Raw genomic sequence first — 18,245 nt, forward strand, 5'->3', positions numbered from 1 at the left:
AGGCGCTGACCGTACCGGGAATCCCCGGAGCCCACCGGTGAAGACTACGCCGGCGTCGGCCCTGTCGCCGTTGCCCGCAGGCGGCGCCGCGCGGCCTCGCTGCCGTCGCCGTCACCGGCGGCGAGGCACGCCTCGGCCGCCTCCTTCCAGTACCGCTGCGCCTCGTCCGGGTCGTCGAGTGCGGCGGCGGCGTCGCCGAGGTACAGCAGCACCCGGCCGACCGGCTGCGCCGTGGACCGCCGCAGGCGCAGGCTCTCCAGGAGCAGTTCGCGGGCCCGTTCCGGGCGGGCCGGGTCGCCGCTGACGAGGACCGCGCCGGCGTTGAGCAGGACGGAGGCGTAGCCGCGCCGGTCGCCGGTGGCCTCGTAGCAGTCCAGTGCGGCGTGCCAGGCGTGCGCGGCGTCGAGGCGCTCGCCGAGCCACCACTGGGCCAGGACGAGGTTGGTCAGCGCCGCGGCGTACCCGCGCCGGTCGCCGATCGCGTCGAACCGGTTCGCGGCGAGGACCAGGTGGTGTCTGGCCTTGAGCGGATCGTGCCGGGCCAGGAACGCCGCGCCCAGCCCCAGTTCGGTGACCGCCTGGCCGGCCCGGTCGGTGGGGGAGCGCTGCCGGCGGGCCCGGTGCAACTGGTCGAGGGCCGCGTCGACCTGGTGCTGGTCGAGGAGGGCCAGCCCCAGGTTGGTACGCGACTGGGCGGCGCCGCGCCGGTGCCGCTGCCTGACCGCGATGGACAACACGACGGCCGCCTGGTGGGCGTCGCCCTGCCACCGGTACACCGCGCCGAGTTCGTTGTTCGCCCAGCCGGCCACCGCCGGCCGTTCGCGGCTCAGCGGGGAGGCCAGGACCGCGCGGCAGACCGCCGCCCAGTCGTCGAGCCGGGCCCGCGTGGCGTACCAGGTGCACAGCGCCACCGCGAGCCGCAGCCACCACCGGCGGACCCGGGCCGGCGGGTCGGCGGGCAGCGCGCCGGCCGACCCCCAGGGGCCGCACACGGTGGTGCGCAGCAGTTCCTGGTGCCGGGTGAACCAGTGCACCCCCGGATCGGCCGGCACGCCGGGCGACACCGGCGTCGGGTCGGGGGATCCGCTGCCGGACTCCATAGTCGGGTCGGGGTCGGCGGCGGGCGGCTGCGGCAGGGGAGTCGGCCCGGCCAGGCCGGCCGCGTGCCGCTCCGCCTGGCGGGCGAGGTAGCGCACCAGCCGGCCGTGCGCCGCCACCTGGCGCCGGGATGGCTCGGCGCAGCACAGGTGCAGCCGCGCGTACCCGGCCAGCAGCGGGCGCAGCCGGTACCGGCCGTCGGCGGTCGCGGTGACGAACGCTCCCCGGAGCAACTCGTCGAGCATCCGGTCGGCGCGGCCCCGGTTGACGCGGGCGAGGGCGGCGATCGCGTTGCGGCTCAACGGCTGCCGGACCAGGGCGAGCAGCCGGTACAGCCGGCGGGCGCCGCGGCCGAGCACCGCGTACGCCCGGTCGCGGTCGGCCAGCATGAGCAGCGTCGCGTCCGGACGGCCCGGCAGGATCATCGCCCGGCGCAGGTTGGCCAGCAGCTCCGGCGCCGACCAGCCGTTGAGGCCCATCGCGTACCCGAGTTCGCGCACCACGTACGGCTGCCGGCCGACCAGCTCCACCATCGCCCGTACCGCCGGGTCGCCGCGCAGGTCGCGGCGGGCCGACCCGGCGTCGCGCACGGCGTTGGTGAACAGTTCGGTCGCCTCGTCCAGCGACGGCTCGCCCAGCCGGCGTACCCGCACCCCGTCGAGGCCGTCCAGTACGGCCGTGCCGGCCATCAGCAGCCGGCAGTCCGGTGCCGGCGGCAGCAGCCGCTGGACCTGGTCGGGTGCGCCGACGTTGTCGAGGACGAGCAGGACCCGGCGCTCGGCGAGGTGGGCGCGCAGCAGCGCGGCCATGGCGTCGAGGTCGGTGGCGCGGCCGAGCGCCTGCTCGCTGACGCCGAGGTCCCGGCACAGCGTGGCGAGCACCTCGCGCGCGCTCAAGCCCCGGCCGGCCGGGCGCAGGTCCAGGTAGAACTGGCCGTCGGGGTAGCGGTCGCGGATCCGGTTGGCCGCCTCGATCAGACACGCCGAGGTGCCGACCGCGCGGCGCCCGACCAGCGCGACGGCGTGTTCGGTACGCACGGCGTCGACGATCCACCCGACCGTCCCGGTGCGGCCCACGAAACCCGAGGTGTACGGCAGGGTGCCGGTCGGCTTCCCGGTCGGTGCGGACCGCACCACCGGCGGCGCCGACGGCGTACGCGGATCGTCGCGGGCCAGCAGATTCTGGATCGCCATGCCGGCGACGGCGAAGAAGGTCACCCCGACCAGCGACAGCACCGCCCTGGTCGGCCAGTTCAGGTGCAGGCTCTGGATCTGCTCGGGCAGGGCGTTGCCGGCGAGGGTGACGACGCCCAGGCCGAGCGCGGCCGACGCGGTGACCACCCACTTCCGCTGCTGCCGGGGTCGGCGACCGCGGCGCCGCAGCCGGTCGGTGATCACCGGACCGCCCCGGACACCAGGCCCGCGACCACCTGCCGGCGGGCCAGCGCGATCAGCACCAGCGGCGGCACCGACGCCACCACCGCGAACGCCGCCAGGGTGCCGCCGTTGGTGACGAACTGGCGGGTCTCGCCGAACAGCAGCAACCCCAGCGGCGCGGTCCCGCCGCCGAAGAACAGGCCGACCACGAAGTCGTTCCAGACCTGGACGAACTCCAGCACCGCGACGGCGACCACGGCCGGGCCGGCGGCACGGGCGTTGCGCCACAGCACCCACCACTCCCGCCGGCCGGCGAAGCGCGCGGTGCGGACGTGCTCCGCCGACACGTCGCCGAGCGCGTTGCGCAGCAGGAGAACGGCGAACGGTATGCCGAGCGCCACGTGGACCAGCCCGAGGCCGAGTTCGGTGCCCGATCGCCCGAGGAGGCTCAGCACCTCGTTGAGGGGGCCGGCGACGACCGGTACCGGTACCGCCAGCGCCATCAGTAGCAGCACCCCGGCGGCGGCCGTACCGGGCGGGCGGAGGCGGGCCAGCGCGTACCCGGCGGGCAGCGAGACGGCGATGACGGTGACCGTGACGAGCAGGGCGAGCAGCCCGGTGAACCCCAGCGAGCGCAGCAGTTCGGCGTGGGAGAACAGGTCGGTGTACGACTCCAGCCGGATCGGCGCGGCCCACCAGCCCCGGGTGGCGGCGTCGGCGGGGGTGTGCAGGGACGTCGCGACCAGCGCCAGGACGGGTACGGTCCAGACCAGCGCCGCGAGCACGGGCAGCGCGCGCCGGGCCACCGACCGCGCGGTCGGCCGGACCGGTCCGTCGGCGACGTCGGGATCGGCGAGCGGCGGTGGCGGTGGCGGCCAGGCCTGCCGGCTGCCCAGCGCGGCGCCGAGTACGCCGAGGAAGACCGCGGCCAGCCAGAGCACGTTGAGCGCGGCGGCCGGCCCGGAGGTGCTGCCCCCGGACGTCTGCCAGACCCGCACCGCCAGGTTGGCCGCCTCGTCCAGGCTCGACCCCGGTGCCATGACCACGATCAGGTCGAACGCCCGGGCCGTGGCGAGGGCCGCCAGGGCGAACACGATCGTGGTGGTACGCCGCAGCAGCGGGCGCCACAGCGCGTCGCGGAAGACGTGGAACCGGCTGCCGCCGCTGGCCCGGACCGCGTCGGCGAGGTCGTCGGGGATCGCGGCGAGCGCGGCCCGGAAGACCACCACCGGAAACCCGACCCAGGCCCAGATGAACGCCGACATCAACGCGACCGTGATCAGTTGCGGGCCGAGCCAGGACGGCACGTCGTCGGCGCGCACGCCGAGCAGGCCGGAGGCGGCGACCAGGACCCGGGTACCGGTGCCGCGCCGCGGGTCGGGGTCGTAGAAGAGCCGGAACATCACGCCGGCGACCGCCAGCGGAAGCGCGATCGGGGCCACCAGGACGAGTGTCTCGACGCTGCCGCGCGAGCGCCGGGTGGCGGCGGCGATCAGGTAGCCCACCACGGTCACCACCACCGGGATCGCCACGGCCCACAGCAGGGTCCGGCCGAGCACCGGCAGCGTGCCCTCGGCCGCCCAGGCGTCCCGGAAGTGGGCCAGCCCCACCGGGTGCCCGCGCCGGTCGGTGACGCTGGCGTGCACGGTACGCGCGACCGGCCACAGCAGGACGACACCGAGCAGCAGCACGGCCGGCGTCAGCAGCGCTGCCGCGAAACCCACGTTCGGGTACGCCCGGCTGCGGCGGCCGGGCCCGACGTCGTCGATGACCACGACCTCGCCCAGCAGCCGGCCGCCGGTGGCCGGCACGCTCCGCCCGGCCGTCACGGCCCCTCCCTCCGCTGCGCCGTCGCGGCGTTGTTCAACTGGCGTACCGCCCGGTCGATCGCCCGGTGGACGTCGGGATCGGCGGCGGTGACGGCGGCGAAGAAGTCCTGGAGGATCTTCCACAGCCCCAGGCCGTCCGGACCACCGAGCGGTCCGGGCAGCCGGTCGGACAGGTCGAAGCGCAGGGTCCGGGCGTCGGTGGCCTGCCGCAGTTCCTCGGTGAGCGCGGTGGTGAGGCCGCCGCTGCGGTCCCGGCCCGGGTCGGGGGCGTCCAGCTGCGGGGACAGGTAACCGCCGTGCGACAGCCACCCCTGGAACGGGTGGTCCGGTCCGGTGAGCCAGTCCACCAGCTTCAGGCCGTCGGTGGACCCGCTGAAGACCACGGCGGCGTCACCGGCCGCCAGCAGCCGGCCGGCGCCGGCGGTCACCGGCGGGAACCGGAACCTGGCCAGCGGGCGCTGCGGGCGGAACCGCCGGGCCACCGCGACGACGAAGTCACCCTCGAACACCATGGTCGCCCGGCCCTGGTCGAACACCTGGCTCACCGACTCCTCGTGCTGGGTCACCAGGGCGCGCCGGCCGCCGCCGGGAAACGCGTGCGGCACGCTCCACACCTCGGCGAGGCGCCGCAGCGTGGCCCGTACCGGCGCCTCCCACGCCGGTGCGCCGGTGCCGTCGGTGCCGCCGGCGACGAGTGCCCGGTACGTGTCGTCGCCTCCCGCGAGCGAGGCGAGCACGTTCTCGAACCAGTCGGTCAGGACCCACCCGTCGGCGGCGCCGATCGCCAGCGGGGCGGGGCCGCCGGACCGGGCGAGCCGGCCGATCAGGTCGACGAAGCCGTTCCAGTCGCGGGGCAGCGCCTCGTCGGCGATCGCGCCGGGTGGGTACCAGAACAGTGACTTGTGGGCCGCCTTGACCCAGGCGCCGCTCAGGACCCCACCGGCGGTCAGTGGCTCGTGCCAGCCCGGCCGGAACCGTCCACCGAGGAATCCCAGGTCGGCCAGCCAGCCCTCGCGCGCGTACTCGGCGATCAGCCCGGTGTACGGGACTATGGCGACGTCGGGCTGGTTGGCGGTGCTGTGCCGGGCCCGCAGGAAGGCGTCCATGTCGTTGCGGACGCTGATCACCTCGACGCTCCGGGCGTGGTAGCCGCGCAGGGCCTCCCGGAAGCGGGCCAGTTCGTCGCCGCTCCACACCACCACCACCCGGACCGGTCGCGGTCCCCGGGCGCATCCACCGAGTCCGGTGGCGGTGCCGGCCGCGGCGGCGCCGAGCAGCGCCCGGCGGCTGACCCGCGGGCCGGTCACGGCTCGATCGCCGCGGCCCGGTCCGGTCACGGCTCGATCACCGCCACGGCCCGCACGACCCGGTCGGCGTCGCCCGCCGGCACCTCACCGACGGTGAACGCCACCGTGGACGGACCGGCCGCCTCCGCCGTCTCCAGCCGGGCCAGCAGCGCGCGCAGCCGGCCCACCGCGCCCGTGTCGGGGCGGTCGAACACGACGACCTCGGGCAGCGACACCACGGCCCGGGCCAGGGCGCCCAGCAGCCGCTGCCAGGCGGTGATCTCGTGTGGGCGCTGGTCGAGGACCGGGCCGAGTTCGAGCCGGTCGACCACCACCTTCTCCCAGCCGAGAATGAGGTCGCGCACGGTGTCGCGGCGCCACAGCAGGTACTCGATGTTCTCCCGGACGGTCAGGTGCGGCAGGAGGGCGCCGCCGGCCGGCACGTAACCCATCTGCCGTGACCCGGGCGGCACGTCGGTGACGTCGCGCTCGCCGACCAGCACCCGGCCGGAGACCGGCCGGGCCAGCCCGGCGACCGTGCGGGCGAACGCGCGGGCCAGCCCCGGTCCGGCGGGTACGACGGTGAAGGCGGCGCGGTCGTACGCCAGGGACAGCCGGGCCCGGCCGGCCCCGGGCCCGGCGGAGACCACGAGGTCGCGCAGTTCGAGGATCGCTGCCACCTCCCACGGTGAAGGGCTGACAGTCAGTGATCCCACTCTATCTATCAGCAACCGTGCCGGGGTGCTGGTAGACCGGCCGAACGGCGCGTTGCGGTGCGCCGTTCGGCTGTCCTGCGGGCAACGTCGGTCCACAGTGCGGAGTCGGCATGCGCCTCGACAAGGTCACGGCCACCGCTACGTGCCGCGGCGTTCGGGGCGCCGCCGGCCGCCGCGCCGGGGCCCGGTGGCACCACGGAGGCTACGACGCGGTGGCGGTCGGAGCGGCCCCCGGGCCGGTGGGCGTGGGGTTCTCCGGGGCGGGGGGCGTGGTGGCCGCCGGCTGGGTGAAGGTCGGCCGTACCGTCGGCTGCTGTGTCGGGGCGGGCTGCGCCGGCGTGGTGGGCGCCGCGGGCGTGGCTGGCGCGGTACTCGGGCCGGTGGGGGCGGGGGCCGCCGGTGCCTGGGACACCTGGGCGCCGGTGCCCACCGGTACGGCGGCCACGCCGGTGGTGGACGCGGCCGGTGGTTCTCCGGTGCCCGTCGTGAGGTCGCCCGCGGGGGCGGCCGGCGCCTGTGAGGTCACCCTTCCCTCGGCGGGGCTGGTACGCACCGGCCGGCTCGGGCTGAGCGCGGCCACGAGGCCCGCCACCACGAGCAGCGCGGCGGCGGCCGCGCTGACCAGGAGGACCGCGCGGGGGCTGCGCCGGGGCGGCCGTGCCGGCGCCTCCTCCCAGGCGGTCGGCGGCCCGGGCTCCGCGCTCGCGGCCGGTACACCGGCGCGCCCGGCCGGCACGGCGGCCGGTGCGGCGGCGGTGGACCGCGTCGCCGCCGGGCGGACCGCGGGTGCCCGTACGGTCATCGCCCGGGCCGTGGCCGCGCGCGCGGTGGCCCCTACCGCGCCCCGGCCCGCCATCACGGCCCGGGCGGCGGCGGCCAGGTCGGCGGCGGTGGGGTAGCGGTCGACCGGGTCCTTGGCCAGCGTCCGCTCGACCAGTTGACGGGCGGCCGGCGGCACGTCGGCCGGCAACGGCGGCGGCTCCTCGCTGACGTGCCGCAGTGCGATCTCCAGCGGAGCCTCCCCGGTGAACGGCGGGTGGCCGGCCAGGCAGTGGTAGGCCACCGCGCCGAGGGCGTAGATGTCGGTGGCGGGCGAGACCTCGCGCCCCGACGCCTGCTCCGGCGCCATGTACATGGCCGTACCGATGATCGCGTTGGCGGTGGTGACCTGGGTGACCGCGGGCGAGCGGGCGATTCCGAAGTCGACCAGCGTCACCATGCCGCTCGGCTGGATCAGCAGGTTGGCCGGCTTGACGTCGCGGTGGACGATGCCGTGCTGGTGCGCGGCGTGCAGCGCCTCGGCGGTCTGGGCCACGATCGACATCGTCTCGGCCACCGGCAGCCGGCCGGCCTCGGCGATGCGCCGGGACAGTGGCTCGCCGTCGACGTATGCCATGACCAGGAACGCGACGCTGGCCCCCGGGTTGACGTCGCTGTGGCCGTAGTCGTAGACGTTGACCACATTGGGGTGGGCCAGGGCCGCCATGATCCGGGCCTCGGCCCGGAACCTGGCGTCGAAGCCCGGGTCGGTCAGCAGCGCAGGGCGCAGCACCTTGACCGCGACGGTCCGGCCGAGCGAGACGTCGGTGGCCCGCCAGACCTCGCCCATCCCACCGTCGGCGACGGGTTCGTCCAATCGGTACCGGTCACTGAGCACGTCACCTGTAGACAGCACAGTCCATACGTACCCGCTGGCGCCGCGCTCCACGCGTGAATGTGGCTACCGGCACTCGGTGTAGGCGCGTTCAAGCGGGGTAGCGGGCGAAACGTCCCGGTAAGGCGTCATTGTGCGAGGAGGCGACCATGGCTGAGCGTGACACGCTGTTGCGGTCGATGCACGACATCGGCCTCGCAGAATGGTTCGGTGGCTCCCTCATGGGGGTGGTGGGGCTCAACGGGGCGGCGGCCGAGGTCCCCGACCGCAACGAACGGCTGCGGGTCGCCTCCATCGGCTGGGATCGCTGGACCCCGCTCAACGCGGCCGGAATCGGTGCGCACCTCGTCGGGTCTGCGGGCATCCTCGCCAACGAGCGCCGGCGGGTCGCCGGGCAGAAGGGCGTGGGCGCGATGAGCGCGGCCAAGACCGGGCTGACCGCCGCCGCCCTCGGCGCGACCGCCTACAGCCGCGTGATCGGCCGCAAGCTGGAGAAGGCCGGGCGGGTCCCGGTCGAGGGGATCACCGAGCCGGCTCCCGACACCCCCGCCGAGATCCGCCGGCTCCAGCGGCGCGAGAAGGTGGCCCAGTGGGCGATCCCCATCCTCACCGGCGCCATCATCGTCGTCAGCTCACTCGCCGGTGAGCAGCAGAAACCCCGGTCGGTGGCGCGCGGGGTGGCGGCCCGGATCGGTGACGTCCTCACGCCGTCCGCCGGCGGCCGGTGGGGCTGGGGGAGCACTTCCCGCAACATGATGGGGATGGCCGTCCGCAGCAGATGAGCGCGGGCCGAGGGGACGACCGAATGACGCTGCCGACCGTCACCGTCTCGACGGAGGAGTTGCGACACCTTCCCACGCCAGTCCGGACCCGGGTGGACCCGGCCGAGGTGGAACTGTCCGAGGGTCACCACCTCTAGGTGGTGCTGGTCGGGCTGTTTTTGCTGACCGGGATGGGGTTCGCCGACGACGGCACTCTGTACCTGCTCGAAGGCGGCAGCGCCGGCCCACCCGGCCGTACCTGCCGGCCCGGGCCCTGCGGCTGGACCGGCCGGGCGACCTGGAGGTCGTCCGGACCGAACCGCTGGGCGGCCCGCGGGGTCGCCCCATCCACGGCGGTCACGTGTACGTCGCGGACCGGGCCGGCCACCACTCCCGCATCGCCCGCTACGGCCGGTTCACCGGCGAGCGGGCGGTGGTCGTGGCGGGCCTGCCCGGCGGGGGCTGGCCCGGTCCGGCCGGGTCACCGGCCGGTCAGGCGCACTCCGTGCAGATGTCACCGCCGTCGCGCCGCCGGGCGAGCTGGCTGCGGTGGCGCACCAGGAAGCAGCGGGCGCACCGGAACTCGTCCGACATCATCGGTACCACGGGCACGCTGAGCTCTTCCTCGTACAGCACCGCGCCGGGCAGTTCGAAGGTGTCGGCGACGTCGGCGTCGTCCAGGTCGACCCGTGGCGACTGGGTCGACTCGCCGGCCACCTTGAGGTTGACCAGGCTGTCATCGTCGAGTTCGACGAGAGGCCGGCGCGGCGCGTCATAGTCAATCGTCTTACTCATGGTGATTGCCTCCCCACCCTTGGTATATGGCGTAACGACCATAGACCACGACGGGCGCGCGCGTGGCCCGTCCGGGGCAATCGGCTGGTGACGATGTCCGACACCGTCCGGGGACCTGACGCACCGCGACCGCAGCTGCCTCGACGCGGCCCGGGACCGTGCCGGCTGGCGGTACCGCAGTGGCTCAGGGTTTGCGGCCGACGCCGCCGACGATGCAGTACGAGATCGGGGGCAGCGGCTTGATCCGGGGGCCGTCGGGCCACCAGTCGGCGCACCGCGTGATCCCCGGGGCGATCATTTCCAGGCCGACGAACATGCTCTCGATCTGGGACCGGGTGCGGAAGAGCCCGGTGCCCATCGGGCTGTGCAGGAACGTCTCCTCCAGCCGCCGGGCGAGCTGGCTGTACGGCTCCTCCTCCGGGTCGAAGAAGTGGCTGATCACCACGTAGGAGCCGGAGGGGAGTGCGTCGATGTACTCGCGCATGATCTCGCTGGGGTCGGGCTTGCCGCCGTGGTGGTGCAGGGTGCCGATCTGGAACAGCGCGATCGGCTCGGAGAAGTCAAGGTGTCGGCGGACGATCGGATCCTGGAGGACCTCGCGGGGCTTGAAGATGTCGGCCGCCGAGAAGTGCGTCTGGTCGTTCTCCTCCAGCAGCGCCCGGCCGTGCGCCAGTACCACCGGGTCGTTGTCGACGTACACCACCCGCGATTCCGGTTGGATGCGCTGCACCACCTGGTGGGTGTTCTCCGCGGTGGGCAGGCCGGAGCCGCAGTCGAGGTACTGCGTGATCCCGGTCTGGGAGGCGATGAACCGGCTCACCCGGATGAGGAAGTTGCGGTTGTCCCACCCCAGTTGCGTCGCCTCGGGCGCGACCCGCTGGACTCGGTGCAGGACCTCGCGGTCGATCTCGTAGTTGTCCTTGCCGTTGAGGAAGGCGTCGTAGACGCGAGCGATGCTCGCCTTGGTCGTGTCGATGTGCACGGGGACGGGTGCATCGGCGTCCACGGTGGACGGAATGATTCTGGGCATCAGAAGCCTCACAGAGCGGGAAAGAGTGCCGTCTGTACATGGGGAAAGGCCGGCATCTGTACGTTGGGGAGGCCGGCGTCTTCACTTGGGAAGATCGGAATCTGTGCATAGGCCAGAAGACGCCATAGCCTAAGCACAGGTTCGACGGATACACCAGCGGTTCGGTCCATATGGCACCATGCGCCGCATCGCGGCGGGTCCACGGCGGCCGTGCCCGGATCCGTGCCGCGCTGGTGGGGCGTCCCGACGACGGCCGCGCCGGTCGGGCATCGGTGGAACGTGCGAAGGAGCAGGACGTGACGTCAGTTGATCCCGCCACGCCGCCCGGTGACCTGCCGGGTGAAGGGGCCAGTGGCCCGACCGCCTTGCGTATCGTGCTCGGCGCGCAGCTGCGCAGATTCCGCGAGGCCGCCGAGATCTCGCGCGCCGAGGCCGGTTACAGCATCCGCGGGTCGGAATCGAAGATCAGTAGGCTGGAGCTGGGTCGGGTCGGCCTGAAGGAGCGCGACGTCGCCGACCTGCTCGCCATGTACGGAATCGACGAGGAGCGGCGTGCCGCACTCCTGGAGATGGTCAAACGCTCGAACGAGCCGGGTTGGTGGCACCGCTACACCGATCTCATGCCGGACTGGTTCCACGACTACGTCGGGCTGGAGGAGGACGCGTCCCGGATCCTGACCTACGAGGTGCAGTTCGTGCCCGGCCTGCTGCAGACCGAGGACTACGCCCGGGCGATCGTCAGCCACGGGCGCCCGGAGCTGGCCGGCCAGGATGTCGAGCGCCGGGTCGCGCTGCGGATGCAGCGCCAGAAGGTACTCGCGCGTCCGGGGGCTCCCCGGGTGTGGGCGGTGATCGACGAGTCCGTGCTGCACCGGCCGATCGGGGGCCGGAACGTCATGCTGGCCCAGCTTGATCACCTGCTCGAGCTGACCCGGCAGCCGCAGGTGACCCTCCAGGTGGTGCCCTACCGGTTGAGCGGCTACGCGGCCGAGGGCCCGTTCACCATGCTGCGCTTCGCCGAGCGCGAACTGCCCGATCTGGTGTACATCGAGCACCTCACGGGAGCGTTCTATCTGGACAAGGCGAGCGAGATCGAGGTGTACAGCAGGGTGTTCGACCGGTTGACGGTGGATGCCGAGACTCCGGCCGAAACCCGGCAGCTACTGTTGAAGGCCCGCGCCGAGCGGTAGCTTTCCGACCGTCGGCGGGGCTTCGCCCGCCCTGCGGAGCCCCGCCTACGCGGCCCGCGCCGCGTCGGCCTGCGGATTTTCGCCCGTCCTGCGGGTTTCGCCCGCACCTTGGGCTTCGGCCGTCACCATATGCACAGTTGCCTGCACGTGCATTGACCGTGCTTCTGGCCGTTCCTAACGTCGTGTGCAGACCGCACGTGCCGGTGCGGTCATTCTGCAAGGGGGGGGTTTGCGGTGACGGACGGCGTCCGCAATGGCATGTCGGCAACCGTGCTGACCGGCGTGACCTGGAAGAAGAGTGCCCGCAGCGGTGCGGTTGGCAACTGCGTCGAGGTGGCCCGACTGGGCGGGGGTGACATCGCGGTACGCAACTCGCGGTTCCCTGACGGGCCGGCCCTGGTGTACACCCGGGCCGAGATGGTGGCCTTCCTGGCCGGTGCCAAGGACGGCGAGTTCGACCACCTCGTCGACTGACCCGACCGCGCCGACCGCGCCGACCGCGCCGGCAGTGGCGCGGTCGGCACGGTCGGTGGGGCGGAGTCGGCGATACGCCACGCCGGCGCCCGGCGCGTCGGTCCAGCCCTGGCATGAAGGTCCAGCCCTGGCATGAAGGTCCAGCCCCGGCACACTTCCGGCAGGAGAAGGTAAGCGGCATGAGTTACCTGGTGACAGGCGTCCTGGCGATGCTACTCGGGTTCCTCGCGGGACTGTTGTCGTTCAAGATCAAGAGCGGGTGGTGCGCGGAGTGCGGCATGGTCAAGAGCTGCCCCCGGTGCGCCGGCTGGGCCGACCCGCTGCCCGGCCACGAGCCGGCCGGCCGTGACGACCGGCTCAGCCGGCCAGGTCGAGTGGCGATGGCGATCCCGCCGCGAAGCTGACGGTACGGTGCCGGCCGCGCCCTTGGCGGTGTACATGGCGACATCGGCGTTGCACAGCAGTGCGCCGGAGCCGACCCGGCCCGCGGTGCCGTGTGCGATGGCCGGCGCGCGTCAACGGCCGCCGCCCAGCAGTGTCTCGGCCCGGCGGGTGACCGCCTCGAGCGCCCAGCGCTGCGGGTACGGGCCGTAGGAGACGCGGGCGACGCCGAGGGCCTCGAGCCGCGCCGGCTCGGGCAGGCCCGGTACTCCCAGGAGGCTGAGGCGGCCGGGGCCGAAGGCCGCGACCAGTTCGCGGATGTCGCCGGGGTCGGTGCACCCGGGCACGAAGACGCAGTCGGCGCCCGCCGCGAGGTAGGCCGTGCCGCGCTCGACCGCCTCGGCCAGGGCGGTACCGGCCGGGCCGGCGAGGTAGGCGTCCGCACGGGCGTTGAGGACGAAGTCGACGCCCTCCGCGCGGCCGGCGGCCACGGCGTCCGCCACCGCGCGTACGGAGTCCTCGACCGGCTTCATCGCGTCCTCCAGGTTGCCGCCGACGGCACCGGCGCGGATCGCCGCGCGTACCGTCGCCGCGACGTCGCCGTAGCCGGCCTCCAGATCGGCGGTCACCGGAAGGTCGACCGCCGTGGCGATGCGCCCGACGGCGGCGAGCATCAGGTCGACCGGGATCTGTTCGCCGTCGTCGTAGCCGTGCGCCGCCGCGATCGCGTGGCTCGCCGTCGCGACCGCCCGGCACCCCGGTACCGCCGCGACGGCCCGGGCGGACGCGACGTCCCAGGCGTTGACCAGGACCAGGATCGCGGGCTCGCGATGGAGCGCGCGCAGCCGCCGGGCCTTCTCATGCTGGTGCGGCGCGTAACTCACCGGTCTCCTCCTTGCGGGTGTCCAACGGGAAGGGCCGGTGGTTCCCGGCCCAGGTGACAACGAGGGTGGCAGCCAGCCCGGCGGCGAGGAACACCAGCCCGAGCAGCAGCCATCCGGGCCCGGTCCACACCATGACCAGGCCGGTCAGGGCCGCCGGCCCCACCGCGCGCGCCAGCGGGATGCCACTGGCGTACACACCCTGCCACTGGCCGGGGCGGGCCGGGTCGGCGAGCGCGAAGCCGACCGTCCACGAGCCGGCGGCCAGCCGTATCTCGCCGGCCACCTGTAGCGCCGCTCCGGCGAGGACGATCCCGGCGGCGGCGACCGGGCCGGTGACCCGGGACGCGCCCCAGAAGACCAGGCAGGCGGCGCCGAGCAGGACGCCGGCGCGGCGGATCGCCCGGGTGGCGTCGTCGAAGGTGGCGACCCGACGGGCCGCCCGGCGTTGCCCGGCCACGACGCCGACGGTGTTGACGACGAAGACGCCGGCGACCAGCCACCGGGGGGCCGCCGTACGGGCCGCCAGGTAGAGCGGCAGCAGCACGCTCAGCAGGGGCATGTACAGGTACATCACCGCGTTGAGCGCGGCGGCGGCCAGGTAGGGGGTGTCCCGCAGGGCGTCCCACGCCCGGCCCGGCCGCCGGTGGTGGGCCGCCGCGGGCAGGCGGGAGAGCAGGAGCGCGTTCCCGGCGAAGAGGGCCGCGTCGCCGAGCAGGACGAGCCGGTACGCCGGGTCCGAGCCGGACAGCAGCGCGAGACCGCCGGCCGCGGCGCCGATCCCGATGCCGACGTTGGCCGCGGTCTGGATGCGTGCCCGCACCGCCACGAGCTCGACCGGTGGCACCAGGCGGACCAGCAGGGCCTGCCGGGTCGCGCCCGCTCCGCTCTGGGTGATCGCGTACGCCGTGCAGGCGACCGCCACCACTCCCGCGCCCGGTGCGGCGGCCAGCGTCATCAGGGCGGCTGCCGTGGCGAGCGCCAGGAGGATCGTCAGCCGGCGGAGGCCGAACCGGTCGCCGAGGGCGCCGATCGGGTGCGTGAGGAGGAAGCCGGTGCCCCACGCGACGGTCAGCACGGCGCCGATCCACGCCGGCGTCAGGTGGGCGGCGTGGGAGAGGTATCCGACGAAGGTCACGGAGAAGGCGCCGTCCCCCACGGCGGCCACCAGTTGTGCGCGGGTCAGTGTGCCGGCCGGTCGGGGCGGAGCAACGTACGCCGGGACCGTGGGGGAGGCCGGGTCGGGGGAGTTATCTTCCACGGAAGGTAATATACCTTCCGTGGAAGATATATGGCAACGACGAATAACGATGTCGTGACCGGCGGGGGTCGTCGGGTCGCCGGGCGGTGCCTGGCCGACGATGGCCGGGTGAGGGACGAAGACCGCGTGGCCGGGGTGGGCCGCGCCGCCGACGAGGAGAGGGTCGCCGTGGGTGAGGGGCAGGTGGGGGGTGACGGCCCCGCGGGCGGGGCCGACCGCGTTGCCGGGATCGTCGCGCAGTGGCGTCGGCAACGACCCGACCTCGATCCCGGCCCGTTGCTGGTCATCGGTCGGATTCAGCACCTGGCCGAGGTGCTCGACGCGGCGCTGCGGCCGCCGTTCGCCGCCGCCGGGCTCGGCAACGGTGAATTCGACGTGCTTGCCGCGCTGCGCCGGGAGGGCGAGCCGTACACGCTCACGCCGGGCCAGCTCAGTGAGCGGATGCTCGTCACCACCGGCGCGGTGACCAAGCGGGTGGACCGGCTGGTCGCGCGGGGACTCGTGTCGCGTTCGGTCTCCGAGGCCGACGCACGCGGTCGGGTGATCGGGCTGACCGCCGAGGGCGTGCGGCTGACCGACCGGCTCATCGAGGAACATCTGGCGAACGAGGCGGCCCTGCTCGCGAGCCTGACCGACGGTGACCGCCGGACGCTGGAGCGCATCCTGGCGGTGTTGATCCGCGCCGTCGGGTCCTGAATGGACAGTGCATCGGCCCGCCGCCGGGGCGCGACGGTCGGGCCGATGTGCGGTATCTGGACATTGCGGGGTAACCGCAATTGCATAGATGACTGTATATTTATTGCTCGTCCGGGTACTGGCGGGTCCCCTGAGTACATCCACACGGAGGACTGCGGAATGCGCATGTTCACTCGGGTCCACACGGAGACCCTGTCGCTCTACCGGATGGTCGTCGGTCTGTTGTTCCTGTGCCACGGCGCGGCGTCGATGTTCGGCGTCCTGGGTGGTGGTTTCGGCGGGCACGCGGTACACGTCGGGACGTGGCCCGGCTGGTGGGCCGCGTTGATCCAGCTCGTGACCGGTGCGCTGGTACTGGTCGGGCTCCTCACCCGGCCGGCCGCGCTGGTGGCGTCGGGCTCGATGGCCTACGCGTACTTCACGGTGCACCAGGAGCGGGCGCTGTGGCCGATCCAGAACGGCGGTGAACTGGCCGCCATGTTCTGCTGGTCGTTCCTGCTGCTCGCGGTGGCCGGGCCGGGCCGCTGGTCGCTCGACGAGCTGATCGGGCGGGTACGCAGTGAGCCGGGCCGGGCGGCCCTGGTCGAGGCGTAACCGGCCGAGGCGATCGTGGACACGTGTGTCGCCTACGAGCGGCGCGCATGTCCACGTCGATGACGTTCAGCCACGTCGATGACGTGGCTGACGCCGGAGCCGGTCGACGCGATGGTCGACCGCTCGCCGGGCGGCTCGCCGGGGAACCGCCCCTCGGCGATCCGCCCGGCGAACCGGCCGGGCCGTCCTCAGGGTCGGGGCGCGTCGGGGTGGACCCGCAGCCCGAGGGCCGTGGCCAGCGTGACCGCCTGCGCCGCGTCGATGACGGCGCCGGTGAGGGCGGCGGCCAGCGGGTCCACACCGGACAGATCCGAGCCGCGCAGGTCGGCCCGGCTCAGGTCGGTGCGGTGCAGTTCGGCGCCGGAGAGGTCCACGTGCTGCAGTGTGGCTCCCTCGCAGCGGGCGCCGGTGAGGTCGGCCTCGCGCATCCGGACGCCGACGATGGACGCGTTGCGCAGGTCCGCCTCGGGTAGGGAGACGAACGACCAGTCACCGCCCGTCACCCGCAGCAGGCCGAAGGTGCACCGGTCGAACACGCTGCCGACGAGCTTGCAGTCGGTGAAACTGGCGTCGAAGAACGAGCAGCCGGTGAAGGTGCAGTTGACGAACGCGGCGTCGGAGTGGGACGAGGCGTTGAACCGGCAGTCGGCGAAGGTGCATTCGGTGAAGACGGCGCCGTGACCGGTGACTTCCGTGAGATCCACGTCGACGAACGCCACCCGCTCGTGGCGTTGCCCGGAGAGGTCCTGGACGGCCCAGTCCTCGTGCCTGACCTCGGTCTCGGTCGGCGGTGCCGCACCGCCCGGTCTACCTTCGGCCATACCCGGTCCTTGTCGTCGATGGCGGTCGCGCCCGGACCGTTCACTCTGCCGCAGCCGCCGGCCGTCGGGGAGGCCGGGGTCTTCCAGCCGGCAGGCAAATCGAAGTTTGGCTATCATTTCGACCATGCTGACCCGCGAGACCGTCGGAGTGCCGGGACCTCGGGCGAGGCGGCGGCGCCTCGGGGCGGTGGCGACCGGGGTGGTGGCGCTGCTCGCCGCCGGTTCACTCGGCGTGCACGCCACCGTGGGTGCCGAGGAGACCACGTCGGCGCGGTGGCAGCCGGCCGCCCACACGCCGGAGGGATCGGCCGTCCACTCGTCGGGGCCATCGGTGGCGCCGGCCGCGCCGCAGCCGGCCGCGCCTGAGCCCCAGCCGGCCGCGCCGACGCCGCAACAGCGGGCCGGCCAGCGGATCATCTACTCCTACGCCGGGCTCACCCCGCCGGCGAGCCTGTTGCAGCACATCCGCAACGGCGAGGCGGCCGGGGTCATCTTCTTCGGCGAGAACGTCTCCAGCGCCACCCAGATCGCCTCGGTGGTCCAGCAGCTGCGCCAGGCGCACCAGCAGAGCCCGGTGACCGCGCCACTGCTGCTGATGACCGACCAGGAGGGCGGGCAGGTCCGGCGGCTGCCCGGGGAGCCGGCGTGGTCGGAGAAGCAGATCGGGCAGTCCGCGGACCCGGCCGCGCAGGCCACCCAGGCCGGTACCGGCGCGGGGCAGAACCTCGGCGGCGTCGGCCTGAACGTCAATCTCGCACCGGTCCTCGACGTGTACTACTCGGCCGGTAACTTCATCGACCGGTACCAGCGGTCGTACAGCAGCAACGCCACCGCGGTGGGCACGCTCGGCCGCGCCTTCATCACCGCACAGCAGCGGACCGGCGTGGCGGCCACCGCCAAGCACTTCCCGGGGCTCGGGGCGGCCGGGCGCAACCAGAACACCGACACCGGACCGGTCACCCTGTCGGTCGGCCTGTCCGACCTGCGCGCCAGGGACGAGGTGCCGTACGCCGCGGCGATCGCGGGCGGGGTCAGGCTCATCATGGTGTCCTGGGCGGTCTACCCGGCGCTGGACGCCTCCCGCCCGGCCGGACTGTCGCCGACGGTGGTCCAGTCGGAACTGCGGAACCGGCTCGGCTACCAGGGCGTGACCGTCACCGACGCGCTCGAGGCCGGTGCGCTCAACGCCTACGGCGCGCCCCGCCAGCGCGCGGTGCTGGCGGCGCAGGCCGGGATGGACCTGATCGTGTGTTCGGCGCGGGACGTCACCCAGGGCGAGGACGCCAGCGCCGGGCTGGCGAACGCGCTCGCCGGCGGCCAGCTCGACCCGACGGCGTTCCAGTCCGCCGTGGACCGGGTGACGGCCCTGCGCAACGCCCTCCACTGACGCCGTCGGTGCCGT

Annotated in this window: 17 protein-coding genes; 7 read left to right on the top strand and 10 right to left on the bottom strand. The window is 73.9% G+C overall.

Annotated elements, in window-relative coordinates; translation table 11 throughout:
• Positions 1 to 44 precede the first annotated feature (44 nt).
• The 5 genes from ACNTMW_RS13085 to ACNTMW_RS13105 form a co-directional block, all read right to left on the bottom strand.
• Positions 45 to 2,495 (bottom strand): hypothetical protein, encoded by a 2,451-nt coding sequence (locus tag ACNTMW_RS13085; RefSeq protein WP_426633767.1) that lies wholly within the window; start codon positions 2,493 to 2,495, stop codon positions 45 to 47.
• Positions 2,492 to 4,303: an ABC transporter permease gene (locus ACNTMW_RS13090; RefSeq protein ID WP_426633768.1), complete on the bottom strand. Its 1,812-nt coding sequence runs from the start codon at positions 4,301 to 4,303 to the stop codon at positions 2,492 to 2,494. The genes ACNTMW_RS13085 and ACNTMW_RS13090 overlap by 4 nt, the downstream gene beginning before the upstream one ends.
• Complete coding sequence (locus ACNTMW_RS13095) at positions 4,300 to 5,610, bottom strand: ABC transporter substrate-binding protein (RefSeq protein WP_426633769.1); 1,311 nt, start codon at positions 5,608 to 5,610, stop codon at positions 4,300 to 4,302. Before ACNTMW_RS13095 ends, ACNTMW_RS13090 begins: the two co-directional genes overlap by 4 nt.
• 26 nt (positions 5,611 to 5,636) lie before the next feature.
• On the bottom strand, positions 5,637 to 6,269 hold the full coding sequence (locus ACNTMW_RS13100; RefSeq protein WP_426633770.1) for an ATP-binding cassette domain-containing protein: 633 nt from the start codon (positions 6,267 to 6,269) through the stop codon (positions 5,637 to 5,639).
• A 238-nt stretch (positions 6,270 to 6,507) separates the two neighbouring features.
• Positions 6,508 to 7,941, bottom strand: a complete 1,434-nt coding sequence (locus ACNTMW_RS13105; RefSeq protein ID WP_426633771.1) for a serine/threonine-protein kinase — start codon at positions 7,939 to 7,941, stop codon at positions 6,508 to 6,510.
• A 167-nt stretch (positions 7,942 to 8,108) separates the two neighbouring features.
• On the opposite strand from ACNTMW_RS13105, the gene ACNTMW_RS13110 reads away from it, so the two are divergent.
• Entirely contained in the window at positions 8,109 to 8,741 is a 633-nt protein-coding gene (locus ACNTMW_RS13110) for a hypothetical protein (protein WP_426633772.1), read from the top strand.
• A 471-nt stretch (positions 8,742 to 9,212) separates the two neighbouring features.
• Here the strand turns inward: ACNTMW_RS13110 and ACNTMW_RS13115 are convergent, their stop codons facing one another.
• Both ACNTMW_RS13115 and ACNTMW_RS13120 read right to left on the bottom strand, forming a co-directional pair.
• Positions 9,213 to 9,515: a DUF4193 family protein gene (locus ACNTMW_RS13115; RefSeq protein WP_426633773.1), complete on the bottom strand. Its 303-nt coding sequence runs from the start codon at positions 9,513 to 9,515 to the stop codon at positions 9,213 to 9,215.
• A gap of 184 nt (positions 9,516 to 9,699) precedes the next feature.
• The gene (locus ACNTMW_RS13120; protein ID WP_426633774.1) at positions 9,700 to 10,545 is read right to left on the bottom strand and encodes an SAM-dependent methyltransferase; all 846 of its coding nucleotides are present in this window, start codon (positions 10,543 to 10,545) and stop codon (positions 9,700 to 9,702) included.
• 296 nt (positions 10,546 to 10,841) lie between these two features.
• Between ACNTMW_RS13120 and ACNTMW_RS13125 the strand changes: the two genes are divergently transcribed.
• The 3 genes from ACNTMW_RS13125 to ACNTMW_RS13135 all read left to right on the top strand — a co-directional run bounded on the left by ACNTMW_RS13125 (position 10,842) and on the right by ACNTMW_RS13135 (position 12,613).
• Complete coding sequence (locus ACNTMW_RS13125) at positions 10,842 to 11,735, top strand: helix-turn-helix domain-containing protein (RefSeq protein WP_426633775.1); 894 nt, start codon at positions 10,842 to 10,844, stop codon at positions 11,733 to 11,735.
• 258 nt (positions 11,736 to 11,993) lie between these two features.
• The gene (locus ACNTMW_RS13130; protein ID WP_426634000.1) at positions 11,994 to 12,209 is read left to right on the top strand and encodes a DUF397 domain-containing protein; all 216 of its coding nucleotides are present in this window, start codon (positions 11,994 to 11,996) and stop codon (positions 12,207 to 12,209) included.
• A 179-nt stretch (positions 12,210 to 12,388) separates the two neighbouring features.
• Positions 12,389 to 12,613 (top strand): hypothetical protein, encoded by a 225-nt coding sequence (locus ACNTMW_RS13135; protein WP_426633776.1) that lies wholly within the window; start codon positions 12,389 to 12,391, stop codon positions 12,611 to 12,613.
• A 111-nt stretch (positions 12,614 to 12,724) separates the two neighbouring features.
• On the opposite strand, the gene ACNTMW_RS13140 is transcribed toward ACNTMW_RS13135, so the two are convergent.
• Both ACNTMW_RS13140 and ACNTMW_RS13145 read right to left on the bottom strand, forming a co-directional pair.
• A complete protein-coding gene (locus tag ACNTMW_RS13140) occupies positions 12,725 to 13,474 on the bottom strand; it encodes an isocitrate lyase/PEP mutase family protein (RefSeq protein ID WP_426633777.1) in 750 nt (249 codons plus the stop codon).
• Positions 13,449 to 14,732 (bottom strand): MFS transporter, encoded by a 1,284-nt coding sequence (locus tag ACNTMW_RS13145; protein ID WP_426633778.1) that lies wholly within the window; start codon positions 14,730 to 14,732, stop codon positions 13,449 to 13,451. The genes ACNTMW_RS13140 and ACNTMW_RS13145 overlap by 26 nt, the downstream gene beginning before the upstream one ends.
• A 108-nt stretch (positions 14,733 to 14,840) precedes the next feature.
• Here ACNTMW_RS13145 and ACNTMW_RS13150 point away from each other — a divergent pair, with 108 nt between their 5' ends.
• Together ACNTMW_RS13150 and ACNTMW_RS13155 are read left to right on the top strand one after the other, a co-directional pair.
• Entirely contained in the window at positions 14,841 to 15,428 is a 588-nt protein-coding gene (locus ACNTMW_RS13150) for a MarR family winged helix-turn-helix transcriptional regulator (RefSeq protein ID WP_426633779.1), read from the top strand.
• Positions 15,429 to 15,593: 165 nt separating this feature from the next.
• Positions 15,594 to 16,022, top strand: a complete 429-nt coding sequence (locus ACNTMW_RS13155; protein ID WP_426634001.1) for a DoxX family protein — start codon at positions 15,594 to 15,596, stop codon at positions 16,020 to 16,022.
• A 188-nt stretch (positions 16,023 to 16,210) separates the two neighbouring features.
• Here ACNTMW_RS13155 and ACNTMW_RS13160 read toward each other — a convergent pair whose 3' ends face one another.
• The gene (locus ACNTMW_RS13160) at positions 16,211 to 16,843 is read right to left on the bottom strand and encodes a pentapeptide repeat-containing protein (RefSeq protein ID WP_426633780.1); all 633 of its coding nucleotides are present in this window, start codon (positions 16,841 to 16,843) and stop codon (positions 16,211 to 16,213) included.
• Positions 16,844 to 16,967: 124 nt separating this feature from the next.
• On the opposite strand from ACNTMW_RS13160, the gene ACNTMW_RS13165 reads away from it, so the two are divergent.
• Complete coding sequence (locus ACNTMW_RS13165) at positions 16,968 to 18,230, top strand: glycoside hydrolase family 3 N-terminal domain-containing protein (protein WP_426633781.1); 1,263 nt, start codon at positions 16,968 to 16,970, stop codon at positions 18,228 to 18,230.
• Positions 18,231 to 18,245: the final 15 nt, after the last annotated feature.

The organism is Planosporangium spinosum (genome assembly GCF_049999945.1).
In the GTDB taxonomy this organism is placed as follows: Bacteria; Actinomycetota; Actinomycetes; order Mycobacteriales; family Micromonosporaceae; genus Planosporangium; species Planosporangium spinosum.

Excerpts from the sequence above, each read along its gene's own strand:
- ACNTMW_RS13110 (WP_426633772.1), top strand. The coding sequence starts at position 8,109 with ATGGCTGAGCGTGACACGCTGTTGCGGTCGATGCACGACATCGGCCTC.
- ACNTMW_RS13115 (WP_426633773.1), bottom strand. The coding sequence starts at position 9,515 with ATGAGTAAGACGATTGACTATGACGCGCCGCGCCGGCCTCTCGTCGAA.
- ACNTMW_RS13120 (WP_426633774.1), bottom strand. The coding sequence starts at position 10,545 with ATGCCCAGAATCATTCCGTCCACCGTGGACGCCGATGCACCCGTCCCC.
- ACNTMW_RS13130 (WP_426634000.1), top strand. The coding sequence starts at position 11,994 with ATGTCGGCAACCGTGCTGACCGGCGTGACCTGGAAGAAGAGTGCCCGC.
- ACNTMW_RS13135 (WP_426633776.1), top strand. The coding sequence starts at position 12,389 with ATGAGTTACCTGGTGACAGGCGTCCTGGCGATGCTACTCGGGTTCCTC.
- ACNTMW_RS13155 (WP_426634001.1), top strand. The coding sequence starts at position 15,594 with ATGTTCACTCGGGTCCACACGGAGACCCTGTCGCTCTACCGGATGGTC.
- ACNTMW_RS13160 (WP_426633780.1), bottom strand. The coding sequence starts at position 16,843 with ATGGCCGAAGGTAGACCGGGCGGTGCGGCACCGCCGACCGAGACCGAG.
- ACNTMW_RS13165 (WP_426633781.1), top strand. The coding sequence starts at position 16,968 with ATGCTGACCCGCGAGACCGTCGGAGTGCCGGGACCTCGGGCGAGGCGG.